This window comes from Pseudomonas sp. EZ-C24, from assembly GCF_014525325.1.
Lineage (GTDB): Bacteria > Pseudomonadota > Gammaproteobacteria > Pseudomonadales > Pseudomonadaceae > Aquipseudomonas > Aquipseudomonas shirazensis.
On the sequence record NZ_JACDIU010000007.1, the window covers coordinates 53,956 to 78,335 of the forward strand.

The 24,380-nt window shown below is 62.5% G+C and carries 17 protein-coding genes; 3 read left to right on the forward strand and 14 right to left on the reverse strand.

Going from position 1 to position 24,380, the window contains the following annotated elements; translation table 11 throughout:
• Nucleotides 1–97: 97 nt before the first annotated feature.
• The 5 genes from IDM28_RS04355 to IDM28_RS04375 form a co-directional block, all read right to left on the reverse strand.
• The gene (locus IDM28_RS04355; protein ID WP_150570800.1) at nucleotides 98–1,696 is read right to left on the reverse strand and encodes an ABC transporter substrate-binding protein; all 1,599 of its coding nucleotides are present in this window, start codon (nucleotides 1,694–1,696) and stop codon (nucleotides 98–100) included.
• 70 nt (nucleotides 1,697–1,766) lie between these two features.
• Complete coding sequence (locus IDM28_RS04360) at nucleotides 1,767–3,143, reverse strand: OprD family porin (protein ID WP_188035441.1); 1,377 nt, start codon at nucleotides 3,141–3,143, stop codon at nucleotides 1,767–1,769.
• Between the two features lie 109 nt (nucleotides 3,144–3,252).
• Nucleotides 3,253–4,845, reverse strand: coding sequence for an ABC transporter substrate-binding protein (locus tag IDM28_RS04365; RefSeq protein WP_188035442.1), 1,593 nt, complete (start codon nucleotides 4,843–4,845; stop codon nucleotides 3,253–3,255).
• A gap of 210 nt (nucleotides 4,846–5,055) precedes the next feature.
• Nucleotides 5,056–6,681 (reverse strand): ABC transporter substrate-binding protein, encoded by a 1,626-nt coding sequence (locus tag IDM28_RS04370; protein ID WP_181108492.1) that lies wholly within the window; start codon nucleotides 6,679–6,681, stop codon nucleotides 5,056–5,058.
• A 317-nt stretch (nucleotides 6,682–6,998) separates the two neighbouring features.
• Entirely contained in the window at nucleotides 6,999–7,712 is a 714-nt protein-coding gene (locus IDM28_RS04375) for an SIMPL domain-containing protein (protein ID WP_188035443.1), read from the reverse strand.
• Between the two features lie 203 nt (nucleotides 7,713–7,915).
• Between IDM28_RS04375 and IDM28_RS04380 the strand changes: the two genes are divergently transcribed.
• Both IDM28_RS04380 and IDM28_RS04385 read left to right on the forward strand, forming a co-directional pair.
• Nucleotides 7,916–9,172, forward strand: coding sequence for an ATP-binding protein (locus tag IDM28_RS04380; RefSeq protein WP_103436140.1), 1,257 nt, complete (start codon nucleotides 7,916–7,918; stop codon nucleotides 9,170–9,172).
• Entirely contained in the window at nucleotides 9,172–9,732 is a 561-nt protein-coding gene (locus IDM28_RS04385) for a response regulator transcription factor (RefSeq protein WP_101316763.1), read from the forward strand. The genes IDM28_RS04380 and IDM28_RS04385 overlap by 1 nt, the downstream gene beginning before the upstream one ends.
• Before the next feature lie 51 nt (nucleotides 9,733–9,783).
• Here IDM28_RS04385 and IDM28_RS04390 read toward each other — a convergent pair whose 3' ends face one another.
• The 9 genes from IDM28_RS04390 to IDM28_RS04430 all read right to left on the reverse strand — a co-directional run bounded on the left by IDM28_RS04390 (nucleotide 9,784) and on the right by IDM28_RS04430 (nucleotide 23,337).
• Nucleotides 9,784–12,834 (reverse strand): multidrug efflux RND transporter permease subunit, encoded by a 3,051-nt coding sequence (locus IDM28_RS04390; RefSeq protein ID WP_188035444.1) that lies wholly within the window; start codon nucleotides 12,832–12,834, stop codon nucleotides 9,784–9,786.
• A 13-nt stretch (nucleotides 12,835–12,847) separates the two neighbouring features.
• Nucleotides 12,848–13,993: an efflux RND transporter periplasmic adaptor subunit gene (locus IDM28_RS04395; protein WP_181108489.1), complete on the reverse strand. Its 1,146-nt coding sequence runs from the start codon at nucleotides 13,991–13,993 to the stop codon at nucleotides 12,848–12,850.
• A gap of 417 nt (nucleotides 13,994–14,410) precedes the next feature.
• Nucleotides 14,411–15,508: a DUF1513 domain-containing protein gene (locus tag IDM28_RS04400; protein ID WP_101316769.1), complete on the reverse strand. Its 1,098-nt coding sequence runs from the start codon at nucleotides 15,506–15,508 to the stop codon at nucleotides 14,411–14,413.
• 1 nt (nucleotide 15,509) lies between these two features.
• Nucleotides 15,510–16,574 carry an imelysin family protein gene (locus tag IDM28_RS04405; protein ID WP_150570806.1) on the reverse strand — a complete coding sequence of 355 codons (1,065 nt, stop codon included), beginning with the start codon at nucleotides 16,572–16,574 and terminating at the stop codon, nucleotides 15,510–15,512.
• 17 nt (nucleotides 16,575–16,591) lie between these two features.
• Nucleotides 16,592–18,019, reverse strand: coding sequence for a di-heme oxidoredictase family protein (locus IDM28_RS04410; RefSeq protein ID WP_101316773.1), 1,428 nt, complete (start codon nucleotides 18,017–18,019; stop codon nucleotides 16,592–16,594).
• A 153-nt stretch (nucleotides 18,020–18,172) separates the two neighbouring features.
• Nucleotides 18,173–19,510, reverse strand: a complete 1,338-nt coding sequence (locus IDM28_RS04415) for an imelysin family protein (RefSeq protein WP_188035445.1) — start codon at nucleotides 19,508–19,510, stop codon at nucleotides 18,173–18,175.
• 148 nt (nucleotides 19,511–19,658) lie between these two features.
• On the reverse strand, nucleotides 19,659–21,710 hold the full coding sequence (locus IDM28_RS04420; RefSeq protein WP_101316777.1) for a putative bifunctional diguanylate cyclase/phosphodiesterase: 2,052 nt from the start codon (nucleotides 21,708–21,710) through the stop codon (nucleotides 19,659–19,661).
• A 249-nt stretch (nucleotides 21,711–21,959) separates the two neighbouring features.
• The gene (locus tag IDM28_RS04425; RefSeq protein WP_101316779.1) at nucleotides 21,960–22,556 is read right to left on the reverse strand and encodes a superoxide dismutase; all 597 of its coding nucleotides are present in this window, start codon (nucleotides 22,554–22,556) and stop codon (nucleotides 21,960–21,962) included.
• A 181-nt stretch (nucleotides 22,557–22,737) separates the two neighbouring features.
• Nucleotides 22,738–23,337, reverse strand: coding sequence for a LysE/ArgO family amino acid transporter (locus IDM28_RS04430; protein ID WP_188035446.1), 600 nt, complete (start codon nucleotides 23,335–23,337; stop codon nucleotides 22,738–22,740).
• A gap of 126 nt (nucleotides 23,338–23,463) precedes the next feature.
• Between IDM28_RS04430 and IDM28_RS04435 the strand changes: the two genes are divergently transcribed.
• Nucleotides 23,464–24,354, forward strand: coding sequence for a LysR family transcriptional regulator ArgP (locus tag IDM28_RS04435; RefSeq protein ID WP_101316783.1), 891 nt, complete (start codon nucleotides 23,464–23,466; stop codon nucleotides 24,352–24,354).
• Nucleotides 24,355–24,380 lie beyond the last annotated feature (26 nt).

A 24,380-nucleotide genomic window follows, 5' to 3' on the forward strand; every position in this document is an offset into this window, starting at 1 on the left:
GGTGTACCTCATCAGCCGGCCAGCCCGCCATCGGGGCGGCTGGTCCGGATTGCGCCGCCGGCTCCCGTGCAGGCTGCCAGCGGTCATTGTTGTCGTGCTACTCCACCCGGGTTGTGGCGAAGTTATTGTTGGTCAGAGGGTTGAGCTGATAACCCTCCACATTCGCACGCATGGCCGTGAACACTTTCGGATGGGCCATGCTGATCCAGGGTTGGTCGCCATCGTACACCGCCAAGGCCTTGAAATAGAGGTTTGCCCGTTGATCTTCGTCGATCACGGTGCGCGCCTGACTGATCAGTGCCTGAAACTCAGAGTTGCACCAGCGTGCATAGTTCTCGCCGCTTTTGGCCGCATCGCAGCTGAGCAGCGGAGTGAGGAAGTTGTCCGGGTCGCCGTTGTCGCTGCCCCAGCCTGTAGAGACCAGATCGGCCTCGCCGTTTTTCGCCCGGCGCAGCATCTCGGCCCACTCCATCACGCGGATTTCAAGCTTGATGCCGATCTGAGCGAGGTCTGCCTGGAGCATCTCGGCAGACAAGCGCGGGTTGGGGTTGGTCGGGCCGCCGCCGTTGCGCGTGAACAGGGTGAGCGCGGTGCCGGGCGGCACTCCGGCCTCTGCCAGCAACGCGCGGGCCTTGTCCAGATCACGAGGTGGGTTGTGGTTGTCGGTATTGAAGCCGGACATGCTTGGCGGATAAGGGTTTACCGCCATCAGCGCGTTGCCTTTGCCGAACAACTGGTCGACATGCGCCTGGCGGTCGAAGGCCAGGTTGATCGCGCGGCGCACGCGCACATCGCTGAGGTATTTGCGCTGGGTATTCATGGCGATATAGCCGGTGACCAGCGCTTCCAGCTCTGCCACCTTCAGGCGTTTGTCCTGCCTGATCAAAGGCACATCGTCAGGCTTGGGATGCAGCGCGACCTGGCATTCATTGGCGTGCAGTTTCTGGACCCGCACGTTGTTGTCGGTGGCGATCACGAATATCAGCGGGTCAGCCGGCGGCTTGCCGCGGAAATACTCCGGGTTGGCCTTGTAGCGCACCTGAGCATCCTTGCGATAACGCTGGAAGATGAACGGACCGGTACCGATCGGCTTGCTGTTGAGCAGGTTGGGGGTGCCGGCCTTGAGTAGCTGATCGCCATATTCGGCGGAGTAGATCGAGGTGAAGGCCATGGCCATGTCACGCAGGAACGGCGCTTCCGGCCGATTGAGGGTAAAGACCACGGTGAGCTGATCGGTCTTCTCGACCGACTTGATCAGTTTGCTGAACGCCATGCTCTCGAAGTACGGATAACCGACACTGGTCTTGTTGTGCCAGGGATGGTTCGGATCGAGCTGACGGCGAAAACTCCAGAGCACGTCGTCGGCGTTGAAGTCGCGCGTCGGCGTGAAGTAATCGGTGCTGTGGAATTTGACCCCTGGGCGCAAGTGGAAGGTGTAGGTCAGGGCATCGGCACTGATCTCCCAACGCTCGGCCAGCGCTGGCTGGATATCGGTGGTGCCGGGTTTGAAATCGACCAGGCGGTTGAACACGGTCTCGGCCGAAGCGTCGGCAGTCACTGCGGTGGTGTACTGAACGATGTCGAAGCCCTCAGGGCTGGCCTCGGTGCACACCACCAGCGGCTTGGCCGCAACGTTTGCCGCTGCGGCGAGGGTCAACAGGGCTGCCAGGGCAGCGCGTAGGGATAGAGATGTCATGCAACCTCCCTGCTATGAATGATCCAGCGTAGCCGCCACGGCCGGCCTCAGCGAGCCGCGGCGGCTACGGTCAAAGGATGTTGAAAGGGATGGTGGTGACGATGCGCAGTTCATCCAGGCTGCCGTCGGACTGCGCCTTGCTGGCCCGGTGGGTGGTATAGGTAGCGCGGATGCTGGTGTCTTTCAATGGGCCGCTCTGCAGCACATAGCTGCTGCCGACACCCCACTCGTAGTGGGTCTCGCCGTCCAGACCGCGCACGTCATAGGCCGTACCGCGGTAGTGGGTGCCGTCGATGCCCCAGCCGCGGGCGTTGTACAGGTTGAACTTGAGTCCGGGCACGCCGTAATAAGCCATGTTCAGGACATAGGCCAGCTGCAGCGATTTCTCGTTGGGGCCGTTGAAGTCCGAGAGTAATGAGTTGGCCAGGTAGATGCCGTTGGTTTCATGCAGGTAGTCGAAATACTCGTTGCCCATGACCTGCTGCCAGGACGCCGTCAGGCTGTGCGCCTGATGAGTCAGTCCCAGCGACAGGCTGTAGGTGTCGTTATCGATTTTACCGAGCTTCTTGCGGCCTTCGTCCTTGGTTTTGTAGTAGTGCAGGGCGCTGGTCAGGCTCAGGCTTGCGCTGTCTCCCAGCACATGGTTGGCGCCGAAGTAGTACTGGTTCCAGAAGTCATCCACCTTGGCCGCGTACAGGCTGGCGCTCAGGTTGGGCAGCGGCTGATAGTTGAGGCCGACGGTGCTGGCGCGGTCGGTTTCCAGGCCAGCAGCGCCATACTCGCTGCGGAACTTGCTCAAGCTTTGTTCGGTACGTGGCGAGACTCGGTCGAAGCTGGCGAAGTCGAACGAGAGCTTGTCAAATTCGGCGCTGTGCAGGCTGACGCCTTGAAAGCTCGAGGGCAGAGCACGGTTGCCGATGCTGGCCAGCATTGGTGTGTCGAGCGGCTGGCGGCCCGCGGTCAGGGTGGTGTTGGAAATGCGCGCCTTGATATTGGCCAGGCCGGCTTTGCTCCACTGGTCGAGCGGGTCGCCATTGCTGTGGGTCAGGGTACGGTTGTTGGGGCCGGCCACCGAGCGGCGGTCGCGCTCCAGGGCTACAGCGTTGTAGGCCGCCACTTCTGCGGCGAAGCCGACGGTGCCCTGGGTGAAGCCTGAGCTGTAGTTGAGGATGCTGCCCTGCAGCCAGTTGCTGCGGCTATGCGTGTCGTGGCGGCTGCCGTCGCTTTTGCTGTACTTCCACAGCGGCGCGCGTGCTGCGCGTTCGCGGGCATACCAGTTGCGGGTGCTGCCGGTGACGCTTTGGCCGTCGAAAAAGCCACTGGCGTCAGCCTGGGCACTGGGCCTGAGCTTCAGGGTGAAGAACTCATCGCCGACCGTGTCGGCCTGGGCGACCGTGCAGAACGCACCTAGCGACAGTGCCAGTGCAGTGGTTACGGGTAGTTTCATGGCTACAGCTCCATTGTATTTTTAGTTATCGCCGCGCCTTGTGAGCGCGGGGTGGTTGCGGTGTTGCCGGAGGACGCGGGGTGTCCGCGAAGAGGGCGGGCGCAGCGGCTCAATCGACGCTGACGCCAGTGAAGGCATTGCGGCCAAATGGGCTGACCTTGAAGCCCTGGACCCGAGTGCTGAGCGGCTGATTAACCGTCGAATGGGCTACCGGGGTAATGGGTACCTGCTGCTTGAGGCGCTGCTGGGCCTGTTGATACAGCGCGCTGCGCTTGGCGGGGTCGGTGACCTGTTTGGCCTGCTGGACCAGTTGGTCGTACTCGCGATCGCACCAGCGCGAGTAGTTGTTGCTGCCGATGGCGGCGCAGCTGTAAAGCGTGCCCAGCCAGTTATCGGGGTCGCCGTTGTCGCCGGTCCAGCCGATCAGGGCAACGTCATGCTCGCCACTTTTCATCCGCTTGACGTATTCACCCCACTCGTAGCTGACGATGCGCACCTTGAAGCCGAGCTTGTTCCAGTCGGCCTGAAGCATCTCTGCCATCAACTTGGCGTTGGGGTTGTAAGGACGCTGCACGGGCATGGCCCAGAGGGTGATTTCGGTGCCGGGCTTGACCCCGGCCTCGTCCAGCAGGCGCTTGGCCTTGGCCGGGTCGTAGAGGGCGTCCTTGATGCTGGTGTCGTACGACCATTGCGTCGGCGGCATGGCATTGACGGCCAGTTGCCCGGCGTCCTGGTACACCGCCTGCAGGATCGCCTGCTTGTTGACCGCCATGTCCATGGACTGGCGCACCTGCAGCTGGTCAAACGGCGCGTGCTGAGTGTTGTAGGCGATATAGCCGAGGTTGAAGCCCGGCATGCTCAACACCTGCATGTTGTCGTCAGTGCTGAGCATCGGCAGGTCGGCAGGCCTTGGATTCAGGGTCACCTGGCATTCGTTACGCCGCAGCTTCTGCATCCGCACCGACGGGTCGACGTTGATCGAAAAGATCAGGTTGTCCAGCTGCACTTGCTCAGGCGCCCAGTAGTGCGCGTTGCGCTTGTAGCGGATCTGCGAGTCTTTCTGATACTTGCTGAACACAAACGGCCCGGTGCCGATGGGCTTGCGGTTGATGTCGGTCGGGCGGCCGGTGGCGAGCAGCTGCTCGGCATACTCGGCGGAGAGGATCGAGGCGAAGCTCATGGCGATGTTCTGGATGAACGCTGCATCGACGCTATTCAGGGTGAAGCTGACGCTCAGCGGATCGTTGCTTTCGATCCTGGCGATGTTCTTGTCCAGGCCCATGCTGACGAAGTAGGGAAACTCGCTGGGGTACGCCAGGCGGAAGCGGTGCTGACGGTCAAGCATGCGCTGGAAGGTGAACAGCACGTCATCGGCGTTGAAGTCGCGGCTTGGCTTGAAGGTTGAACTGCTGTGGAATTTCACTCCCGCACGTAAGTTGAAGGTGTAATGCAGGCCGTCGTCGCTGACCTGCCAGCTTTCGGCCAGCGCCGGTTGCACTGCGGTGCCGCCGCGCTCGAACTCGACCAGGCGGTTGTAGATCGGTTCGGCGGCGTCATTGTCGGTGGCGCTGGTGTACTGGGCGGTGTCAAAGCCGGCCGGGCTGCCCTCGGAACAGAACACCAGGCTGTTGCCATGGCTGAGCGATGCCTGGGTCAGCAAGCCCAGGCCTAATACAACCGAATACAGCGGAATATGGCGCATGGCAGATCCTTCTCCTCATCCAATGTCAGCCGCAGCGGGGGCGCTGGAACGGCAGCAATTGCTCGTTCCTGACGTTACGTCGGGAGGGAAGGGGGCGACAGGTTGTGATTTCCCCAAGGGCTGTAGGGATTTTCCGACGGAAGTGGGGGATCCGTCCGATGGCCTGATTACAGCGCCCACTGCCAAGGGCTGGCAGTGGGCCTGGCGGGGTTATTTGGCGACGCTTACGCCGTAGAAGGAGTTGAGGCCGAACGGGCTGATCTTGAAGTCCTGCACCGTGCTGCGCATCGGCTGGTACACCGTCGAGTGAGCGATCGGGGTAATCGGCACCTGCTGTTTGAGGATGTGCTGCGCCTGTTGGTACAGCTCGCTGCGCTTGGCTTGGTCAGGGGTGGCCTTGGCCTGCTTGATCAGGTCGTCATAGGGCTTGTAGCACCACTTGGAGAAGTTGTTGCCGTCGACCGCATCGCAGCCGTACAAGGTGCCCAGCCAGTTGTCCGGGTCGCCATTGTCACCGCTCCAGCCGATCAGCATGGCGCCCTGTTCGCCACCTTTGGAGCGCTTGATGTACTCACCCCATTCATAGCTGACGATCTTGGCCTTGATGCCAACCTTGGCCCAGTCGGCCTGCAGCATCTCGGCCATCAGCTTGGCGTTGGGGTTGTATGGGCGCTGCACGGGCATGGCCCACAAGGTGATCTCGGTGCCTTCCTTGATGCCGGCCTCCTTGAGCAGCTGCTTGGCTTTTTCCGGGTCGTAGGGGGCGTCCTTGATGCTGCTGTCGTAAGACCACTGGGTCGGCGGTAGGGCATTGACTGCCAGCTGGCCGGCGCCCTGGTACACCGATTCAATGATCTGCGGCTTGTTCACCGCCATGTCCAGGGCCTGGCGAACCTTGAGCTGGGCCAGCGGGTTGGGCTGGTTGCTGCCTTTGATCTGGTCCATCACGTTGTAGGCGATATAGCCCAGGTTGAAGCCAGCCTGGTCAGGCATCTGCAGGTCTTTGTCGGCCTTGAGCGGCTGGATGTCGGCCGGTCGCGGGAACAGTGTCACCTGGCACTCGTTACGCTTGAGCTTCTGCATGCGCACCGAGGCGTCGGTGGTGATGGCGAAGATCAGGTTGTCGAGCTTGACCTCACCGGCTTGCCAATACTGCTTGTTGCCCTTGAAACGGATCAGCGCGTCCTTTTGATACTTGTTGAAAACGAACGGGCCGGTGCCGATCGGCTTCTGGTTGATGTCGGCCGGCTTGCCCTGCTTTAGCAGTTGATCGGCGTATTCCGCTGACTGGATCGAGGCAAAGCTCATCGCCATGTTCTGGATGAACGCTGCATCTACCTCATTGAGGGTAAAACGCACGCTGTGCTCATCGATTTTTTCGACGCTGGCGATGTTGCGGTCCATGCCCATGTCGGTGAAATAAGGGAATTCGCTGGGGTATGCCTTACGGAACGGGTGGTTCTTGTCGAGCATGCGCTGGAAGGTGAACAGCACGTCATCGGCATTGAAGTCGCGGCTCGGTTTGAAGTACGGCGTGGTGTGGAACTTGACCCCTTCGCGCAGGTGGAAGGTCCAGGTCTTGCCGTCGTCGGAGACGTCCCAGCTGGTCGCCAGACCCGGAATCACCTTGGTGCTGCCGCGCTCGAACTGGCTGAGGCGATTGAAGATGGTCTCGGCCGAAGCGTCGAAATCGGTGCCAGTGGTGTACTGACCAGGATCGAAGCCTGCCGGGCTACCCTCCGAACAAAACACCAGGTTGCTCGCGGCGCTGGCCGACGGCGCTCCGGCGAGCAAACCTGCGCCGAATAAAAGCGGAATGACTGCATGTTTGAGCATGATGGCCTCATTGTTGTCATTTTTAGCTGAGATGGCCTTGTGAGCCGACCCATCGATCTTTATGCGTGGCAGATTGGCAATGCAACAGTGTGGGTGATAGCTGGCAGGCGGAATGTGGAACGAGCGTACGATAATGTCGCCTGGGTGTAAGTAATGGCGAAGTTGATCGTTTGCGCGGCGAAGATGGCGGCTTTTTGCCATATGTTGCGCAGCGGGATGTCAAGGAAGAAGCGCCGCATTGGGGCGTAGGAAAGGGCTTAAAGCGATGTAAGAAGGGGCCGCAAAGCGGCCCCCGGTATAACGTGCAGATCAATCGATCAAGGCATCAGCACTTCAATCAAACCGTCAGCATTCATGCTGACTTCACTGGTGCCCGCTTCGATTTCAGGCGCCACCGCCGCCTCATCAGCCCCCATGGCTTTCATCGCCATTGGCGCGCTTCGCATATAAGGGCGCGGATAGCCGCTGCTGTTCAGGTTCAGGTTGACCACCTTGTAACCCTTGCCGCCGAGGGCCTCGGTCGCCAGCTGAGCGCGAGCCTTGAAGGCATTTACCGCCTCCTTGAGCAACTCGTCTTCGCTGGTCTTGCGCGTAGTCTGGGCAATGGAGAAGTCCATGCCGCCCATCTTCAGGTCCTGCAGCAGCTCGCCGGTGAGTTTCGACAGGGTCGGGAAGTCGGCGCTCTCGAGGCGCAGCTCGGCACGCTCGCGCCAGGCGGTGATCTTCTGGCCTTTGGCGTCGTAGACCGGGTAGCTGTTGCGGCTGCCCTGGCTGATTTTCACTTCCTTGACCTGACGCGCCTGTTGCATGGCCTTGTTCATGGTCTCGGTAATGTCCTTGGCCAGCTTGCCCGGATCGCTGTTCTGGGCTTCGCTGTAAAGGGTCACGACCATCAGGTCGCGGGGCACTTCCTTGCTGACTTCGGCGCGCAGCGAGACCTGGTTGTAACGCGGCTCTTCAGCCAGCGCCGGGAGGCTGGCCAACAGGCCGCAGGAAAGAAGCAGGGCAGTGCTGCGACGAGAGATATGCATAGGTGACTCCTTGGCGAAGAATAGGCGTGGCGAGTAATTGTCCATGCCACGCATGGCCCATAAGACCGGTTTCAGTGTAGTGGGTTCAAAAGTGCCATCATCAAGCTGTGACAAAGTGTGGCGCTTTGCCGCAGCGCAGCAGCGCAAGGCCAGGCTTGGGTATACTCTCGCCGATGTCCCTGGAGCACTCATCAGGAGAGCTCATGCTCGCTGCCGCACAACCGTTGTCTGCAACTCGCCAGAACCTCTGGCGCCTGACCGTTATTCGGGTCCTGGTGCTGGCCGCCCAGGCCGGCTCGGTCGGCGTTGCCTACTGGACCGAACTGCTGCCGCTGCCGTGGCTGTCGCTGGCGGCAACCCTGGCGCTGTCATCGCTGCTGTGCGCCTTCACCGCCTTGCGCCTGCGCCTGTCGCTGCCGGTTACCGAACTCGAGTACGCCTTCCAGCTGGCCTGTGACCTGCTGATTCACAGCGCATTGCTGTACTACTCGGGTGGCTCGACCAACCCGTTCGTCTCCTATTACCTGGTGCCGCTGGCGATTGCTGCGGTGACCTTGCCGTGGATCTACTCGCTGGTGCTCTCGGGCCTGGCCCTGGTCGCCTACAGCCTGTTGCTGGTGCAGTTCTATCCGCTGGAAACGCTGCCGCTGGCGCGCGACACCATGCAGGTCTACGGCATGTGGCTGAGTATTGCCCTGGCCGCGGCGGTGATCACCTTCTTTGCCGCACGCATGGCCGAAGAGTTGCGCCGCCAGGAGCAATGGCGTGGCGAGCGCCGCGAAGAGAGTCTGCGCGATGAGCAATTGCTGGCCGTCGCCACGCAGGCCGCCGGTGCCGCGCATGAGCTGGGCACGCCGCTGTCGACCATGAGCGTACTGATCAACGAGATGCGCCAGGACCATCACGACCCGCAGTTGCAGGAGGACCTGGCGATCCTGCAAGACCAGGTCAAGCTGTGCAAACAGACCCTGCAGCAACTGGTGCGCGCCGCCGAGGCTAACCGACGCATGGCCATCGTCGAGCAGGACGTTACCGCCTGGCTTGACGAAGCACTCAACCGCTGGCACCTGATGCGCCCCGAAGCCAGTTACCGCTTCCAGCGCCTGCGCGATGGCGAGGTGCCGCAACTGACCCCACCGCCCGACCTGACCCAAGCGCTGCTGAACCTGCTTAACAATGCTGCCGATGCCTGCCCGGATGACCTTGAAGTGCGCCTCGACTGGAACGCCGAGGACATCATCATCAGTATCCGCGACCATGGCCCGGGCATTCCTCCGGCCATTGCCGAGGCCATCGGCAAACCCTTCTTTACCACCAAGGGCAAAGGCTTCGGTCTTGGCCTGTTTCTGAGCAAGGCCAGCGTTACGCGTGCGGGCGGCTCGGTGAAACTCTATAGTCATGAGCAGGGCGGCACGCTTACCGAGCTGCGCCTGCCCCGTGGCAAGCGAGGAGATGAATGATGACTGATGAAACCCAGATCGACGGCGAAGAGCTGCCGCACCTGTTGCTGGTAGACGACGATGCCACCTTCACCCGGGTCATGTCCCGGGCCATGAGCCGCCGCGGTTTCCGCGTAAGCACCGCGTCGTCGGCCGAGGAAGGTCTGATCCTGGCCCAGCACGACCTGCCCGACTATGCCGCGCTGGACCTGAAAATGGACGGTGATTCGGGCCTGGTGCTGCTGCCCAAGCTGCTCGAGATGGACCCGGAAATGCGCGTGGTGATCCTCACCGGTTACTCGAGCATTGCCACTGCGGTCGAGGCGATCAAGCGTGGCGCCTGCAATTACCTGTGCAAACCGGCCGATGCCGATGACGTGCTGGCGGCCTTGCTGTCCGAGCACGCTGATCTGGACTCGCTGGTACCGGAAAACCCCATGTCGGTAGACCGCCTGCAGTGGGAACACATCCAGCGCGTGCTCGGCGAGCACGAAGGCAATATCTCCGCCACGGCGCGGGCGCTGGGCATGCACCGGCGCACCTTGCAGCGCAAGCTGCAGAAGCGCCCGGTACGCCGCTGAGGCGAGCGCTGCCGGCTGGGTCGAGTAACGATCCAGCCGGCAGCGTGTACTTCACCCGCGCGTTACCTCCGCCTCCCGTGCCACGGTCTTGTGCGCTAGCAGCGTGTAGATGCACGGCAGCACAAACAGCGTGAACAAGGTCCCGATCGACATCCCGGTGGCAATCACCATACCGATGTCAAAGCGGCTGACCGCCCCAGCGCCGGTCGCCAGAATCAACGGCACCATGCCGAACACCATCGCCGCGGTCGTCATCAGCACTGGCCGCAAGCGGATCGCCGCCGCCTCTTCGATGGCTTCGCGCACATCCAGCCCCTTGTCCTTGCGCAGCTGATTGGCGAATTCGACGATCAGAATGCCGTGCTTGGTAATCAGCCCGATCAACGTCACCAGGCCGACCTGGGTGTAGATGTTCATGCTCGACAGGCCCAGGAACAACGGCAGCAAGGCTCCGCAGATCGACAACGGCACCGTCACCAGAATCACCAGCGGGTCACGGAAGCTCTCGAACTGCGCCGCCAGCACCAGGAAGATGATCGCCAGCGCCAGGCCGAAAGTTACCCACAGCGCGCTGCCTTCCTGGACGAACTGCCGCGACACCCCGGCGTAGTCGAACGAGAAGCCTTCTGGCGCTTCTTCACTGGCGATCTGCCGCACCGTCGCCAGCGCTTCGTCCATGCTCACCAGTGGCACGCCCTGAATGATCGCCGAGTTCAGTTGCTGGAACTGGTTGAGCTGGCGCGGTCGAGCACGGTCGCTCAGGGTGATCAGGGTCGACAACGGCAGCAGTTGGCCCTGGTTGTTCTTCACGTAGTAGCTGTTGAGCCAGTCGGGATTGTCGCGATAGGCGCGTTCGACCTGGGCGATGACCTTGTAGCTGCGCCCTTCGAGGGTGAAGCGGTTGATCTCGCCTTCGCCGAGCAGGGTGGCCAGGGTGCCGCCGAGCACGTCCATCGACACGCCCATCTGCGCCGCCTTGGCCCGGTCGATGTCGACCACCACCTCGGGCTTGTCGAACGCCAGGTCGATGTCGAGGAAGGCGAACTTGCCGGACGCCTGCGCGCGCTCCTTGACCCGCTGGGCGACCTCGAGCAGCGCCGGGTAATCACCGGCGGTATTGATCACGAACTGGAACGGCAAACCTTCGCCAGTGCCGGGCAGCGCCGGCAGGTTGAAGCCGAAGATCTGCAGGCCGGCGATTTCGGCAAGCTTGGCCTGGACCAGTGGCAGCAGCTCCATCTGGCTGCGCTCGCGCTCGTTCCACGGCTTGAGCAGGAAGCCACCGATGCCGCTCTGCACGCCATTGAAGCCGTTGATCTGGAACGACGAGTAATACTCCGGGAAGCCTTTGAAGATCCCGGTGTACTGATTGGTATAAGTGTTCAGGTAATCAAGGTTGGTCGGCTGCGGCGCACTGCTGATCATGAAGATCACGCCCTGATCCTCGTCGGGCGCCAGCTCGTTCTGGGTGAACTTGAGCAGCACCGGGATCAGGCACAGGATGATCACGGCAAACACCACCACCACCGGTCTGCTGTCGAGGGTGCCGTGCAGCAGCCGTTGATAACGCAGCTTGAGGCCGTCGAAGATCCGGTCGAGGCGATGCGCCAGGCCACTGGCGTTCTGCTCGCGGCGCAGCAGCAACGCGCACATCATCGGCGACAGAGTCAGGGCGACGATGCCGGAGATCACCACTGCACCCGCCAGGGTCAGGGCAAACTCCTTGAACAGCGCACCGGTCAGGCCTTCGAGAAAACCAATTGGCGCATACACCGCAGCCAGGGTGATGGTCATCGACACTACCGGTATCGCAATTTCGCGGGCGCCCTGCAGCGCCGCATCGAACGGCATCTTGCCTTCCTCGATATGGCGATGGATGTTTTCCACCACCACGATCGCATCGTCCACCACCAGGCCGATCGCCAGCACCATCGCCAACAAGGTCAGCAGGTTCAGCGAGTAGCCCATGGTCTGCATGAAGAACAGCACGCCGATCATCGACAGCGGGATGGTGACGACCGGGATCAGCACCGAGCGCAGCGCGCCGAGGAACAGGAACACCACGACGATGACGATCAGCACCGCTTCGCCGAGGGTCTTGATCACTTCGTCGATGGAGGCCTGGATAAACAGCGTCGCGTCGTAGGCAATCGACACCTTGAGCCCGGCCGGTAGTTGACCTTCCAGCTCCGGCATGACCCGCCGCACTTCCTTGATGACCTCGAGCGGGTTGGCCGACGGCGTGGCCTTGATGCCGATGTACACCGAGGGCGTGCCGTCGAACGAGCTGACCGTGTCGTAGTTCTCTGCGCCCATCTCGACCCGGGCGACATCGCCGAGCAGCACCCTGGTGTCGCCGGCCGTCTTCAGCGGCAATGCAGCAAACGCCTCCGGTGATTTCAATTCGGTGGTGGCGTTGATGCTGGTGACCACGTACTCGCCCTTGACCTCGCCTGCGGCCGAGAGGAAGTTGTAGCGGCGGACGGCATCGGTGACGTCATTGGCGGTCAGGCCGAAGCCGGCCAATTTGACCGGGTCGATCCAGATGCGCATGGCAAACACCTGGTTGCCGAGGATCTCGGCCTCGGCCATGCCCGGTAGGGTAGCCAGCTTGGGCTGGATCACCCGTGACAGGTAGTCGGTGATCTGCGGATTGCTCATCTGCTCGCTGTAGAAGCTGATGTACATCAGCGCCGAGGCGTCTGCTGCCTCCTTGCTCAATACCGGCGCTTCGGACTGCTGCGGCAGCTTGTTGCGCACTTCGTTGGCCTTGGCCAGCAGCTCGGTGAACAAACGGTCGCTGTTGGCGCCAACCCGTGCGTAGATCGAGATGATGGAGAAGTTCTGCCGGCTCACCGAGGTCATGTAGTCGATGCCTTCGGCACTGGCCAGGCTCTGCTGCAGCGGCTGGGTGATATAGCCCTGGATGGTCTCGGCGTTGGCCCCGGGGTAGGCGGTGGTCACCGTGATCAGGGCGTTTTCCATTTGTGGGTACTGGCGGATCTGTAGTTTGCTCCAGGCCTGAAAGCCGAGCAGAAGGATCAGCAGGCTGACCACACTGGCCAGCACCGGGCGGCGGATGAACGGGTCTGTGAACGCCATGTCAGCCTCCTGCTCAGTTGCCGCGCGGAGCGCTGGCTGGGGTGGTCGACGCTTGCTCGGTGATCTGGATGGCGGCGCCCGGGGTCAGTTTCAGTTGCCCGGCACTGACCACCCGTTCTCCCGCCTTGAGCCCCTCACTGACCACCACCACACCGTCACGGCGCTCGCCGGTGCGGATGGTGCGTTGCTCAGCGATCAGCTGCGGCTTGTCGTCGGCGTCGTTTTCCGGCTGGCCGTCTGCGTTCTGTTTCGGGCTGACCACGTATACCGAGTTGCCGTACAGGGTGTAAGTGATGGCGCTCTCCGGCACTACCACCTGTGGCTGAGGATCGGGCAGCAGCACCAGCAGGCTGGCAAACATCCCCGGCAGCAACTTGCCATCGGGGTTGGCCAGGCTGGCGCGGACCAGCAGGTTGCGGGTGTTCTCGTCGACCTTGGGGTTGATCGCGCTGAGCGTGGCATTGAAGGTCTGGCCAGGGAACGCCGCCACCTGCAGCAGCACTTTTTGGCCGAGGGCCAGTTGCGGCAGGCTCTGCTCGGGCATGTTGAAGTCGACGTACAGGCTGGACAGGTCCTGCAGGGTAGCGATCACCGTACCGCTGGCAAGAAAATCGCCGATGTCGACCTGACGGATACCAATGGTGCCGCTGAACGGCGCCTTGATGCTCTTCTTCTCCAGCGAGGCCTTGAGCTGATCGACCACCGCCTGGTTACGCCGGTACTGCGCAGTCAACCGGTCGAACTCGCCGCGAGAGATAGCCTGGTCACCAACCAGCTGACTACCACGGCCGTAGTCCACCTTGGCCAGGCCTAGGTCAGCCTGGGCGGTGCCGAGCAGGGCGGCTTCCTGATCGCTGTCCAGTTGCAGCAACAACTGGCCTTGCTTGACCTGCTGGCCAGACTCGAAGTGCAGCGACTTCACCGTGCCGGCCTGCTCCAGGCTCAGCTCGACGCCCTGCAACGCCTTGAGGCTGCCGACCGCCGGCAGGCGCTGCTGCCATGGGCGCTGCTCAGCCGTTGCGGCGGCAACGCTGACCGGCGGTTTCGGTGCGGTAAACATCTGGATCTGCTGATAGATCGAAAAGGCCTTGTAGCCCCCCAGAATCAACACGATCAACAGCACGATGGCCAACATGATCAGCATGCGCCGGCGCAGCATAGGTCCACTTCCCTGGAGGTAGTCATTGTTATGGCTGAGGCACGACCACGGGCGTTCCTGCCCACGTGCGAATGCACTGAGTATCGCTGGTTTTCAGTGAGTAGTGTTTCGAATGGGCCGTTCGTTGATCTAAATCTGCCCAGCAATCGATGAGCGAGACAAATAAATCGCGGCATCCCGCGAACATCGAACGCACGCTGTCTTTGTAGGAGCGGCCTTGTGTCGCGAAAGGCGCGCGTAGCGGGCCCGGGATTTGCGTAGCGCCAAAGAATGCTGGGGCCGCTGCGCAGCCCATTCGCGACACAAGGCCGCTCCTACAGTGGACCGCGCATGTCGATGGAACGCGGGTGCCGGGGCGCCGGAACGATCGCGATAGGCCAGCGCAGCTGGCCCCGGCTATCCGACGGCTCTATCTGCTCAAACCAGATGCAGATGGTTATCCCACAAGCCAGACGGCAGCTCCAGCGGCTGGCCCACAAGCTGCTGTTTGCGGCAGTCGTAGAAGCGGCAACGGCCTTGGCCGGAGGTGACCACAAAACCGTCCTTCACCGCACCCACGCCGGCGCAGTCGGGCATCGGTGCGTCGAGCTTGATCGCTGCCGTGTCCAGGTCCCAGATGAACAGCCGGTTGGCCCGCGGCGCAGTCAGGGCGACCAGCCGCAACTCGCTGTGGATGGCCACACTGGCGGTGTACTGAGCCATCGACTGCAATTGCCGCTCCGGCACCGGGAATGCCTGGAACGGTTCGCCCGGGCGCTTGATCGCCAGCAGCTCGGCGGTCTCATCCGATGCGCCCATGAACTGCTGGCAAGCGACCAGGGTGCCGTCGCTGCCGATGGCCAGGTGGCGCACGCTGTTCATCTGCTGGCCGAGGGTTTCCTTGGACAGCAGGGTGCCATCGCGCTGCATCATGACCAGGCTTGGTTGCATGGCGTTGAGGTTCATCTCCACCCGGCTTTCGGCTTCGGTGCGGATGCCGCCGTTGGCCACTACCAGGGTTTCGCCGTCGGGCATCCACGCCAGCTCGTGCGGGCCGATGCCGTGGGTCGAGATCTCGCCGCTGTGCACCAGGCGTTCACCGTCGAAGCGATACACCCCGAGTACGCCACGGCCCGGATCGGTGGTGTCGTTCTCGGTGGCGTACAGCCACTCGCCGTCCTTGTGCATCACCGCATGGCCATAGAAATGCCGGTTGGGCTGCGCCGTCAGGGTTTGCAGCAAACGCCCATCACGCAGGTCGACCAGATAGCTTTCGGTGCCGGGGCGACGCGCCACGAACAGCGCAATCGGCTGTTGCGGGTGATGAATGATGGCGTGGCAACGCTGGCCCACTTCGGTGGCGAACACCTGGCTGCCGTCGAGGCGATAGCCGACGGCGTAGTGCTTGCCGTCGGCATCGTCGCGGGCCGACAGCAGCAGTGGCTCGCTGCCTTTGTTGCGCAGCAGGCTCCAGCCGCCCAGGGTCAGGGCGCTAAGGGCGATACTGGCAAGTTTCAGGGCCTGGCGTCGCAGCATGTCAGTCACCGTCGTTGGCATTGAAGCCCAGCTGAATGTTCAACGCTTTGGCCAGCTCGCCTTCGTGCAGGCGGTGAACCACGTTGAGGCTGTCGTAGATATCGTTCAAGGTCTGCTTGCCGGCGTCGTCCGCGAGCAGCTCGCCAAGGGGCTTGTCGTTGGCGGCCAGCAGCTTCAGCGCGTTGGCATAGGCGGCGTCGATCTTGTCGGCGAGGGCGCTCTGGTCCTTGCTGAGCAGGCCGCGCAAGCCGCGGTTGTCGACCCCGACCCAGACCGCCTGGGCGGCTTTCAGGCTGGCTTCCAGGCTCTTCATCGAAGAGTGGCTGCGCCAGGCTTCGGCCTGCAGCGGCTGGGCGATGCCCTTGCTCTGGCGGCCCATCGGTGCGCCGAGCTTTTTCTTCAGGGTGTCCAGTGCGGTGACCTGGGCGCGGAGCAGATCGGCGATCGCCTCGTGCGAGTCAGCATAGCGCTGGTTGGGGAACTTGGTCATCTGCGAAAGCATGCCGTCGGTGCTGTTCCAGCCCTTGAGGATCTCTTCGGCGAGGGCCTTCTGGTGTTCGCTGATGGCCACCAGCAGCGGGCAGTAGCGGGCCTTCTGCTCAGGGGTGGCGATGTCCGGCTTGCTGTCGAAGAGGATGTACTCGTAGGCCGACAGACCGCGCACGACGACGCTGGACTTGCCCAGGGTCTCGTTGTCGATCGGCTTGTCGCCGTTGACCAGTTGCTCGACCTGACGGCCGACCAGGTTTTTCTTGTCGGGCCAGAACTGAACCTGCCACGGGCGGTTGCCTTCGGCCAGCGGGCCGACCAGCAGAGGCTGCAGCTCGGCCCAGGCTTTTTGCGCGTTGAGGAAGTCGGCGCGAGCGGCGTCCAGGGTGGTTTTGCCTTCACAGTAGGACAGGGCGCTGGCGGCCAGCTGGCGGTCAGCTTCGACCCAGCGGCTGTAGGTCGGCAAGATCACCTGCTTGGCGATTGCCGCCGAGGTGACGGCCTGCGGGTCTTGCGGCGAGCAAGCACCGAGGGCGATTGCGGCGAGGCTGGTGAACAACAGTTTGGGTCGGAACATGCCCGGCTCCTTGCGCGTTAAAGTGAATTCAGAAAAGCCAGCAACGCGGCGCGTTGCTCGGCATTGAAGGTCAAGACCTGGTCGCGCGCCGCCTGCGCTTCGCCGCCATGCCAGAGCACGGCTTCGAGCAGGTTGCGGGCGCGCCCATCGTGCAGTAACTGAGTGTGGCCGCTGACCGTTTCGGTCAGGCCCAGGCCCCACAGCGGCGCTGTGCGCCAGTCCTGGCCACCGGCGGCGAACTCGCTGCGCTGGTCGGCCAGGCCGGGGCCCATGTCATGCAACAGCAGGTCGCTGTAGGGGCGAATCAGCTGGTTGGCCAGCTCCGGCTCGACGCCTGCGCTGGCCGTGGTGAACTGCGGCGTGTGGCAGCCCTGGCAGCCGGCCTGGAAAAACAGGTTCTTGCCGGCCAGCACCTGTGGTGCGTCGACGTTGCGGCGGGCCGGCACGGCCAGGTTGCGGGTATAGAAGGTGACCAGGCGCAGGATATTGTCGCTGACCTCTTTCTCGCCGTCGGCGCCGTCACCGTTGGGCGCGGCCAGGCAATCGGTCTGGGCCGGGGTGCAGTCGTCATGGGGCTTGAGCGTGCTGGTCAGGCCCATGTCGCCGGCAAAGGCATGCACGTTCTGCTGGTTGACGTTGGGCTGCCCGGCTTTCCAGCCGAAGCGGCCGAGCACGGTCTTACCCTGGGCGTCATCCCAGACCTGATTGGCGCGCCCGCGGATGCCGTCGCCGTCGCGATCGTCCGGGTCGGCGTTGGCCAGAATCGCCGCTTCGGGGATTGCCTCAAGCAAACCCAGGCCGATCATCGGCGGCGCGATCCGCGCCGAGAAACGCGTGTCGGGGTGCAGCGGGCCGTAGCCGAGCTGGGTGATCTGCAATTGCGGGCGGCGCAATTCCACCGTGTGGCCGTCGGCGAAGCGTACGGTCTCGCTGCTGTAGCTGACGCGAACCTTGCCCTCGGGCTTGATGCCGGGGATGGCCATGTCCTGCAACTGCGTGCCGTAGACCGGCTCCGGGACCACGCCCAGGCGTTCGATTTCCTTGGCGTAGGCGGGCTGGTCGGGGATCGACAGCCTTACCAGCATCGACACTGCGTTGCTGTCGTCGAGTTCCGGCGGGTGCCCGCGGCCGTCGCGGACGTGGCAATTCTGGCAGGCGTTGGTGTTGAACAACGGGCCGAGCCCGTCACGCGCGGTGGTGGTCGCCGGAGCGATTACCCACGGGTTGCGGAAAAAGCTGTTGCCCACGGCAAAGTCCAGCCGCCGTTCGGGGCTGAGGTTGGCAGAGGGTAGGGAGAAGGCCTGGCGATCGCTGCGCAGGACGGTTGCCTTGCCACCGGACAGGGCCTCGCCTGGTTCGGCCTGAGTGAAACGCGGGGCGTCGTCACAGGCGACCAGAACAGCGGCCAGTAGCAGGGGGCTTAGGCGGAGCAAGGACATCAACAATCCTGGGCTTGGGCAGAAAACCGGCGTGCAAGCTTAGCAGGACGGGATTGTTTGAATAAGAGCAATTTGCAATTACTGGATGAAATCGTTGTCAGGTTGCTGCTGCAATTGGGGCCGCAAAGCGGCCCCAATAGAGTAGGTTTACAGCCCGAATCAGAACTCGTGATCAGCAGTATCCGGATTAAGGTTGGCAATCCCCAACTTGCCCGCGGCCTGCTCGATCGCACCGGTCTGCTTGACCAGCGAAGCAATCGCATCACGCACGATCTGGTTGCCGGCAGCATTGTCGGCGGCGATCAGCTGATCGTAGTGCTCACCCTTGAGGGCATGATCGACGATCACCTGGATCTTGGCCTCGGTGGCCTCCAGGTCAGCTTTCAAGGTGGCGTCGGTAGCCGGGTCAACCTTGGCCACCAGCGACGACAGGCTCGGGCCGGTCAGCTTGCTGCCGTCGGCGCGGGTGTACTCGCCCAGGTAGACGTTACGGATACCCTTGGCATCGTAGAAGTGCGAGTAGTGGGTGTTGTCGCTGAAGCAGTCGTGCTCGTCTTCCGGCGAGTTGGCTTCCAGCGAAACCTTCATGCGCTCGCCCGCCAGTTCACCCAGCGACAGGCTGCCCATGCCGAACAGCATCTTGCGCACGCCGTCGTTGACCGGCTCCGCTTCCAGGGTGGCGCGGTAGTTGTCGGCAACGTTTGGTGCCCAGTTGCCGACCATTTCTTCGAGGTCTTTGACCAGCAGGTCGGTGACCGCCTTGAGATAGGCACGGCGACGGTCGTTGTGGCCACCGGTGGCGCCAGCGCCTTCCAGGTAGTCAGACGCCGGACGGTTGCCCGCACCTGGGCCGGTGCCGTTCAGGTCCTGGCCCCAGAGCAGGAATTCGATTGCGTGGTAACCGGTTGCGACGTTGGCCTCGGAACCGCCCAGCTCATTTAGGCTGGCGAGTTTCTCCGGGGTCAGGTCCTTGACGTCGATCTTGTCTTCGCCAACCTGGATTTCGGTGTTGGCAATGATGTTGGCGCTGGCGGCAGGGTTGCCCAGCGTATGCTCGTAGCTCTTGTCGACGTAGTCGATCAGGCCTTCGTCCAGTGGCCAGGCGTTAACCTGACCTTCCCAGTCATCGATGATGGTGTTGCCGAAGCGGAACACTTCGCTCTGCAGGTACGGCACGCGGGCAGCGACCCAGGCATCCTTGGCGGCTTGCAGGGTTTCGTCGTTCGGCGTGGCGAGGAACGCGTCGATCGCGCTTTGCAGGGTCTTGGCGGTGCTCAGCGAGTCGCTGTAGACGGCCGAGACGAGCTCTGCATAGTGCTTGACCACGGCCTTGCCAGCCGCCTCGTCGATCGCCCCGGCGGTCGCGGCGGTGGTGCTGGCGGCAGCAGGTGCCTGGGCTTGCGGAGCGGCGGCCTTGTCATTTTTGCCTTCGCCGCAACCGGCGAGGGCGATAGCGATGGCCAGCAGACTGGCGGAGGCCAGAGGCATACGAATCATTGTTGGTTTCCTGCGTGGTGGGTTTGGACGTGTGCCGTGGCACGCGAAACCGTGACATCATGCGAAAGATTTGCATTTGCTGTAAAGGGGTGGGCAGTGAATTCATGAAAATGCCCGCGGGTGGGGCATTTTCCTGTTCTGGCGGGGTTTACAGCACTGAGACCTGATTGCGCTGGGCCTGCTTGAGGTAGGCAGTCAGCTCGCGCGCCGACAGCGGCTTGCTGTAGTGATAGCCCTGCCCCTCATGGCAGCCCTGGGCAATGATGTAGGTCTCCTGCTCGGCGGTTTCCACGCCTTCGGCGATGACCTGCATGCCAAGGCTCTTGCCGAGCTGGATGATGGCGCGAACGATGGTGGCGTCATCGTCGTCATCGAGCAGGTCCTGGACAAAACTCTTGTCGATCTTGATCTTGTCCAGCGGCAGCGATTTCAGGTAGCTGAGCGAAGAATAACCAGTGCCGAAGTCGTCAATCGCAATCAGCGCACCTGAGCGACGCAGGCTCAGCAGGTGCTGGGCGGCGGTGCTGATGTCTTCCATCAGGCCGGTTTCGGTGACTTCCAGCTCAAGGCTGCGTGGCGGCAGGCGATAGGCCTGCAGCAGGTTGTTGACCACCCGCGGCAGCTCGTTGTGGTGCAGTTGCACGGTCGACAGGTTGACCGCCATGCGCAGCTCGCCAAAGCCCTGATCATGCCATTCGCGCAGTTGCCGGCAGGCCTGGTCGAGGACCCATTCGCCGATCGGGATTATGTGGCCATTCTGCTCGGCCAGCGGGATGAACTGGTCGGGCGGGACCATGCCCAGCTGCGGATGCTGCCAGCGCAGCAGGGCCTCGACGCCGACTACGCTGTGGTCGCGGTAGCTGATCTGCGGCTGATAAACCAGGTACAGCTGGTTGCGCGGCAGGGCTTCGCGCAGGTCCTTTTCCAGTTCGCGGCGTCGGCGCATTTCGCTGTCGACGCTGGCGATGTAGAACTGGTAGCGATTGCGCGAGCGCGCCTTGGCCAGAGTCATGGTCTGCTCGGCCTTTTGCAGGAGCTTTTCGGTGCTGTCGCCGTCCTCCGGGAACAGGGTGATGCCGATGGTCGCGCGCAGGCGGATTTCCTGCTGCTCGAGGGCAAACGGCGCCTCCAGGTCGTCGAGGATGCTCTGGGCCAGCTCGGCCGCCTCGTAAGGCTGCTCGATGTCGGCCTGGACTAGCGCAAACTGGTCGCCGCCCAGCCGGGCCAGGGCGCCGAGGCGGCCACTGTGTGCGCGCAGACGGTCGGCCAGGGCCAGCAGCAACTGGTCACCGACCTGATAACCGAATTGTTCGTTGATGCCTTTGAAGTCATCCAGACCTACGCACAGCACCGCCACTCGGCGCTGCAGGCGGCCGCCATCGACGAGGATCTTGTCCAGTTGCTGCTGCAATTGCTGGCGGTTGGGCAAGCCGGTCAGAAAGTCATACTGAGCCATACGTTGCAGGCTGTTCTCGGCTTCATGGCGCAGGTGGGTATTGCGCTCGATCGAGGCCAGCAGCTGGTTGGCGGTGTTGACCCACAAACCCAGTTCATTCTTTTCGTGGCCTTTGACCAGCGGAATCTGATGCTGGCTGGGCCGATCAGGGTTGATCTGGGTAAGGTGCTCGATGATCTTCGACAGCGGCTTGGTCAGCAGCCAGTGGTAAACCAGGTACAACACCAGGCCCATGGCCAGCGCTCGTAGTACGCCGGAGATGAAGATGATCACGGCGTTGATCAGGAATTCTTTGCCATAGGCGGCAGTGTCGAGGGTGATGCTGAGGTCGCCGTAATACTCGCTGTAGGGGCCGCGGCCGACCAGTTGCGTGGTGTAGGTGCGTTCCTGACCGAGCAACAGATCGGTCAGCCAGCGCATCGACATGTCGCGCAGCGGTCGCGATTTCTCTGCGAGCATGGTTTCGTTGGGGTGGCCGATCGAGGCCATGCGCACCGAGTCATCCTGGAACAGGCCTTCCATGACCTGCATGCCCATTTCCCGGTCGAGGCTGTAAACCGCCTGCGTCGACGGGTCACGGAACATGTCGAGGATGCGCTGGGCATCGCTGTTCACCGCCTGACGCGTCTTGTAGGTGTCGTAGACGATCTGCGCACAGCTAAGGACGACGCCAACCGCTAGCGCCGACAGCAGCACTACCCTGAGCAACTTGACCGATAAGCTGTTCCGCAATTGCAGCTTCAATGGGGATTCCTTAATCCATGCGCATGCCATTATTTTGCCAGTAGTTGTGGCAAGACACTATCGACCCTTTGTTGCATTGCTACTGTATCGGTTGCGCAGGCTTGCTACTTTAGTGCTATGCGCCAACTTTCCCAGAGATTTGATGTTAGCGCGCTATGCGGGCGGATCAAGCTGGATTTGCAGCGGTGCGAGCGGGCATAAAAAAACCCGGCGAGTGCCGGGTTTTTTTTGTGCCAAAAGCGAAGTCGATCAGGCCTTGAAGGTCTGGCCTTCGAACTGCTCGGCAACGAACTTCCAGTTGACCAGGTTCCAGAACGCCTCGACATACTTAGGACGGACGTTGCGGTAGTCGATGTAGTAAGCGTGCTCCCAGACGTCGCAGGTCAGCAGCGGAGTGTCGCCGTTGGTCAGCGGGTTGCCGGCGCCGATGGTGCTGGCCAGTGCCAGGGAACCGTCAGCTTTCTTCACCAGCCAGCCCCAACCGGAACCGAAGGTGCCGACCGAAGTCTTGGTGAACTCTTCCTTGAACTTGTCGAACGAACCGAAGGCGGCGTTGATGGCCTCGGCCAGTGCGCCAGTCGGTTGGCCGCCGGCGTTTGGTGCCAGGCAGTTCCAGTAGAAGGTGTGGTTCCAGACCTGAGCGGCGTTGTTGAAGATGCCACCCGAAGAGGTCTTGACGATCTCTTCCAGGGTCTTGCCTTCGAATTCGGTGCCTGGGACCAGGTTGTTCAGGTTCACGACATAGGTGTTGTGGTGCTTGTCGTGGTGATACTCCAGGGTTTCCTTGGAGATGTGCGGCTGCAGGGCATCATGGGCGTACGGCAGCGGCGGCAATTCAAAAGCCATGGTGGATCTCCTGATTCAGGTCTAATTCGCGGTTTGCGCAAGGCCGATCACGGGCGGCCCGAGGTACGTCGGCGAGTTTGTACTCTTTGCGACGCAAGCCTTGGATCATATCACCAGCCCCCGCGCATAACCACGCAACAACTATAGGGACAAATAGTTGCAGCGCCGGCGCCAGTGGCATTCAGCCCAGAATCAGCTGCGCGGCCACCGCGAACATCATCACTGCCACCATCAGGTCGAGCAGGCGCCAGGTCGCCGGCCGTGCCAGCCACGGTGCCAGCCAGGCTGCGCCGAGGGCGAGGGTGAAGAACCACACCAGTGAGGCGCTGGCCGCACCCGCTACGTAAGCGCTGGGCACGGTTTGCTGGGCGCCCAGGGAGCCGATCAGCAGCACCGTATCCAGGTACACATGGGGGTTGAGCAGGGTCACTGCCAAGGCGCTGAGCAGCACCGCCCGGCGCGAGCGGGAGCCCTGGCCTTGCTCCTGCTCCAGGCTTTGTTTGGAGCAGGCCCGTTGCAAGGCCTTGGCCCCGTACCAGATCAAGAACGCCGCACCGCCCCAACGCGCAGCAGCCAGCAACGTCGGGTTCTGCGCCAGCACCGTGGCCAGTCCGAACACTCCGGCGGCAACCAGCAGGGCGTCGCAGACCACGCAGAGGATGGCCACCGGCAGATGGTGTTCACGGCGCAGGCTCTGCGCCAGGACAAACGCGTTTTGCGTGCCGATGGCCATGATCAGGCCAAAGGCAACCAGCATGCCGTTCGTATAACTTTGCCACATAGCGCAGACACTCCACTGCCACCAACCGATTGGCTGGCGCTGATTGCTTGATCGAATGCTGGTCATTGTGCCGATCTGCGTTGTATAAGAAAAACCAATAAAGCTGATCAGGCATTAGAGAAATCGATGTTCGACTACAAGCTCCTGGCGGCCCTGGCGGCGGTCATCGAACAAGGCGGTTTCGAGCGCGCAGCACAAGTGCTTGGCCTGTCGCAATCGGCCGTGTCGCAGCGGATCAAGCTGCTCGAAGCGCGGGTCGGCCAGCCGGTACTGGTGCGCGCCATGCCGCCGAGCCCGACCGAAGTCGGCCGGCAACTGCTCAACCATGTGCAGCAGGTGCGCCTGCTCGAGCGTGACCTGCAGCGCCAGGTGCCGGCGCTGGACGAAGGCGGTATGCCCGAACGTCTGCGCATTGCGCTCAATGCCGATAGCCTGGCGACCTGGTGGGCCGGTGCGGTGGGCGCGTTTTGCGCCGAACAGCCGGTGTTGCTGGACCTGGTAGTCGAGGATCAGGACGTCGGCCTCAAGCGCATGCGCGCCGGTGAGGTTGCGGCTTGCCTGTGTGGCAGCGAGCGCCCGGTGGCCGGCGCGCGCAGCCAGCCACTGGGCGCCATGCGCTATCGCGCCTTGGCAAGCCCGGCATTCATGGCCCGGCATTTCCCGCAGGGCTTCGACGCCAGCCGGCTGGCGCGGACCCCGGCGATCGTGTTCGGCCCGGATGACTTCCTCCAGCACCGTTATCTCGCATCGCTAGGCATTGCCGATGGTTTTTTGCATCACCTGTGCCCGTCCTCGGAGGGCTTTCTGCGCATGACCGAAGCCGGCCTGGGCTGGGGCCTGGTGCCGGAGCGGCAGGTGACTGCGCAGCTGCAGTGTGGCGAACTGGTGGAAATCTGCGCCGATACTCCCATCGATGTGCCGCTGTACTGGCATCATTGGCGCAATGGCGGGCAACTGCTCGCCCAATTGACCGAGCACCTGCGCCAAATGGCGCCAGGTTGGCTAGTGCCGTTGTAGCCGGCCGCGACGTCAACTGCATCTGA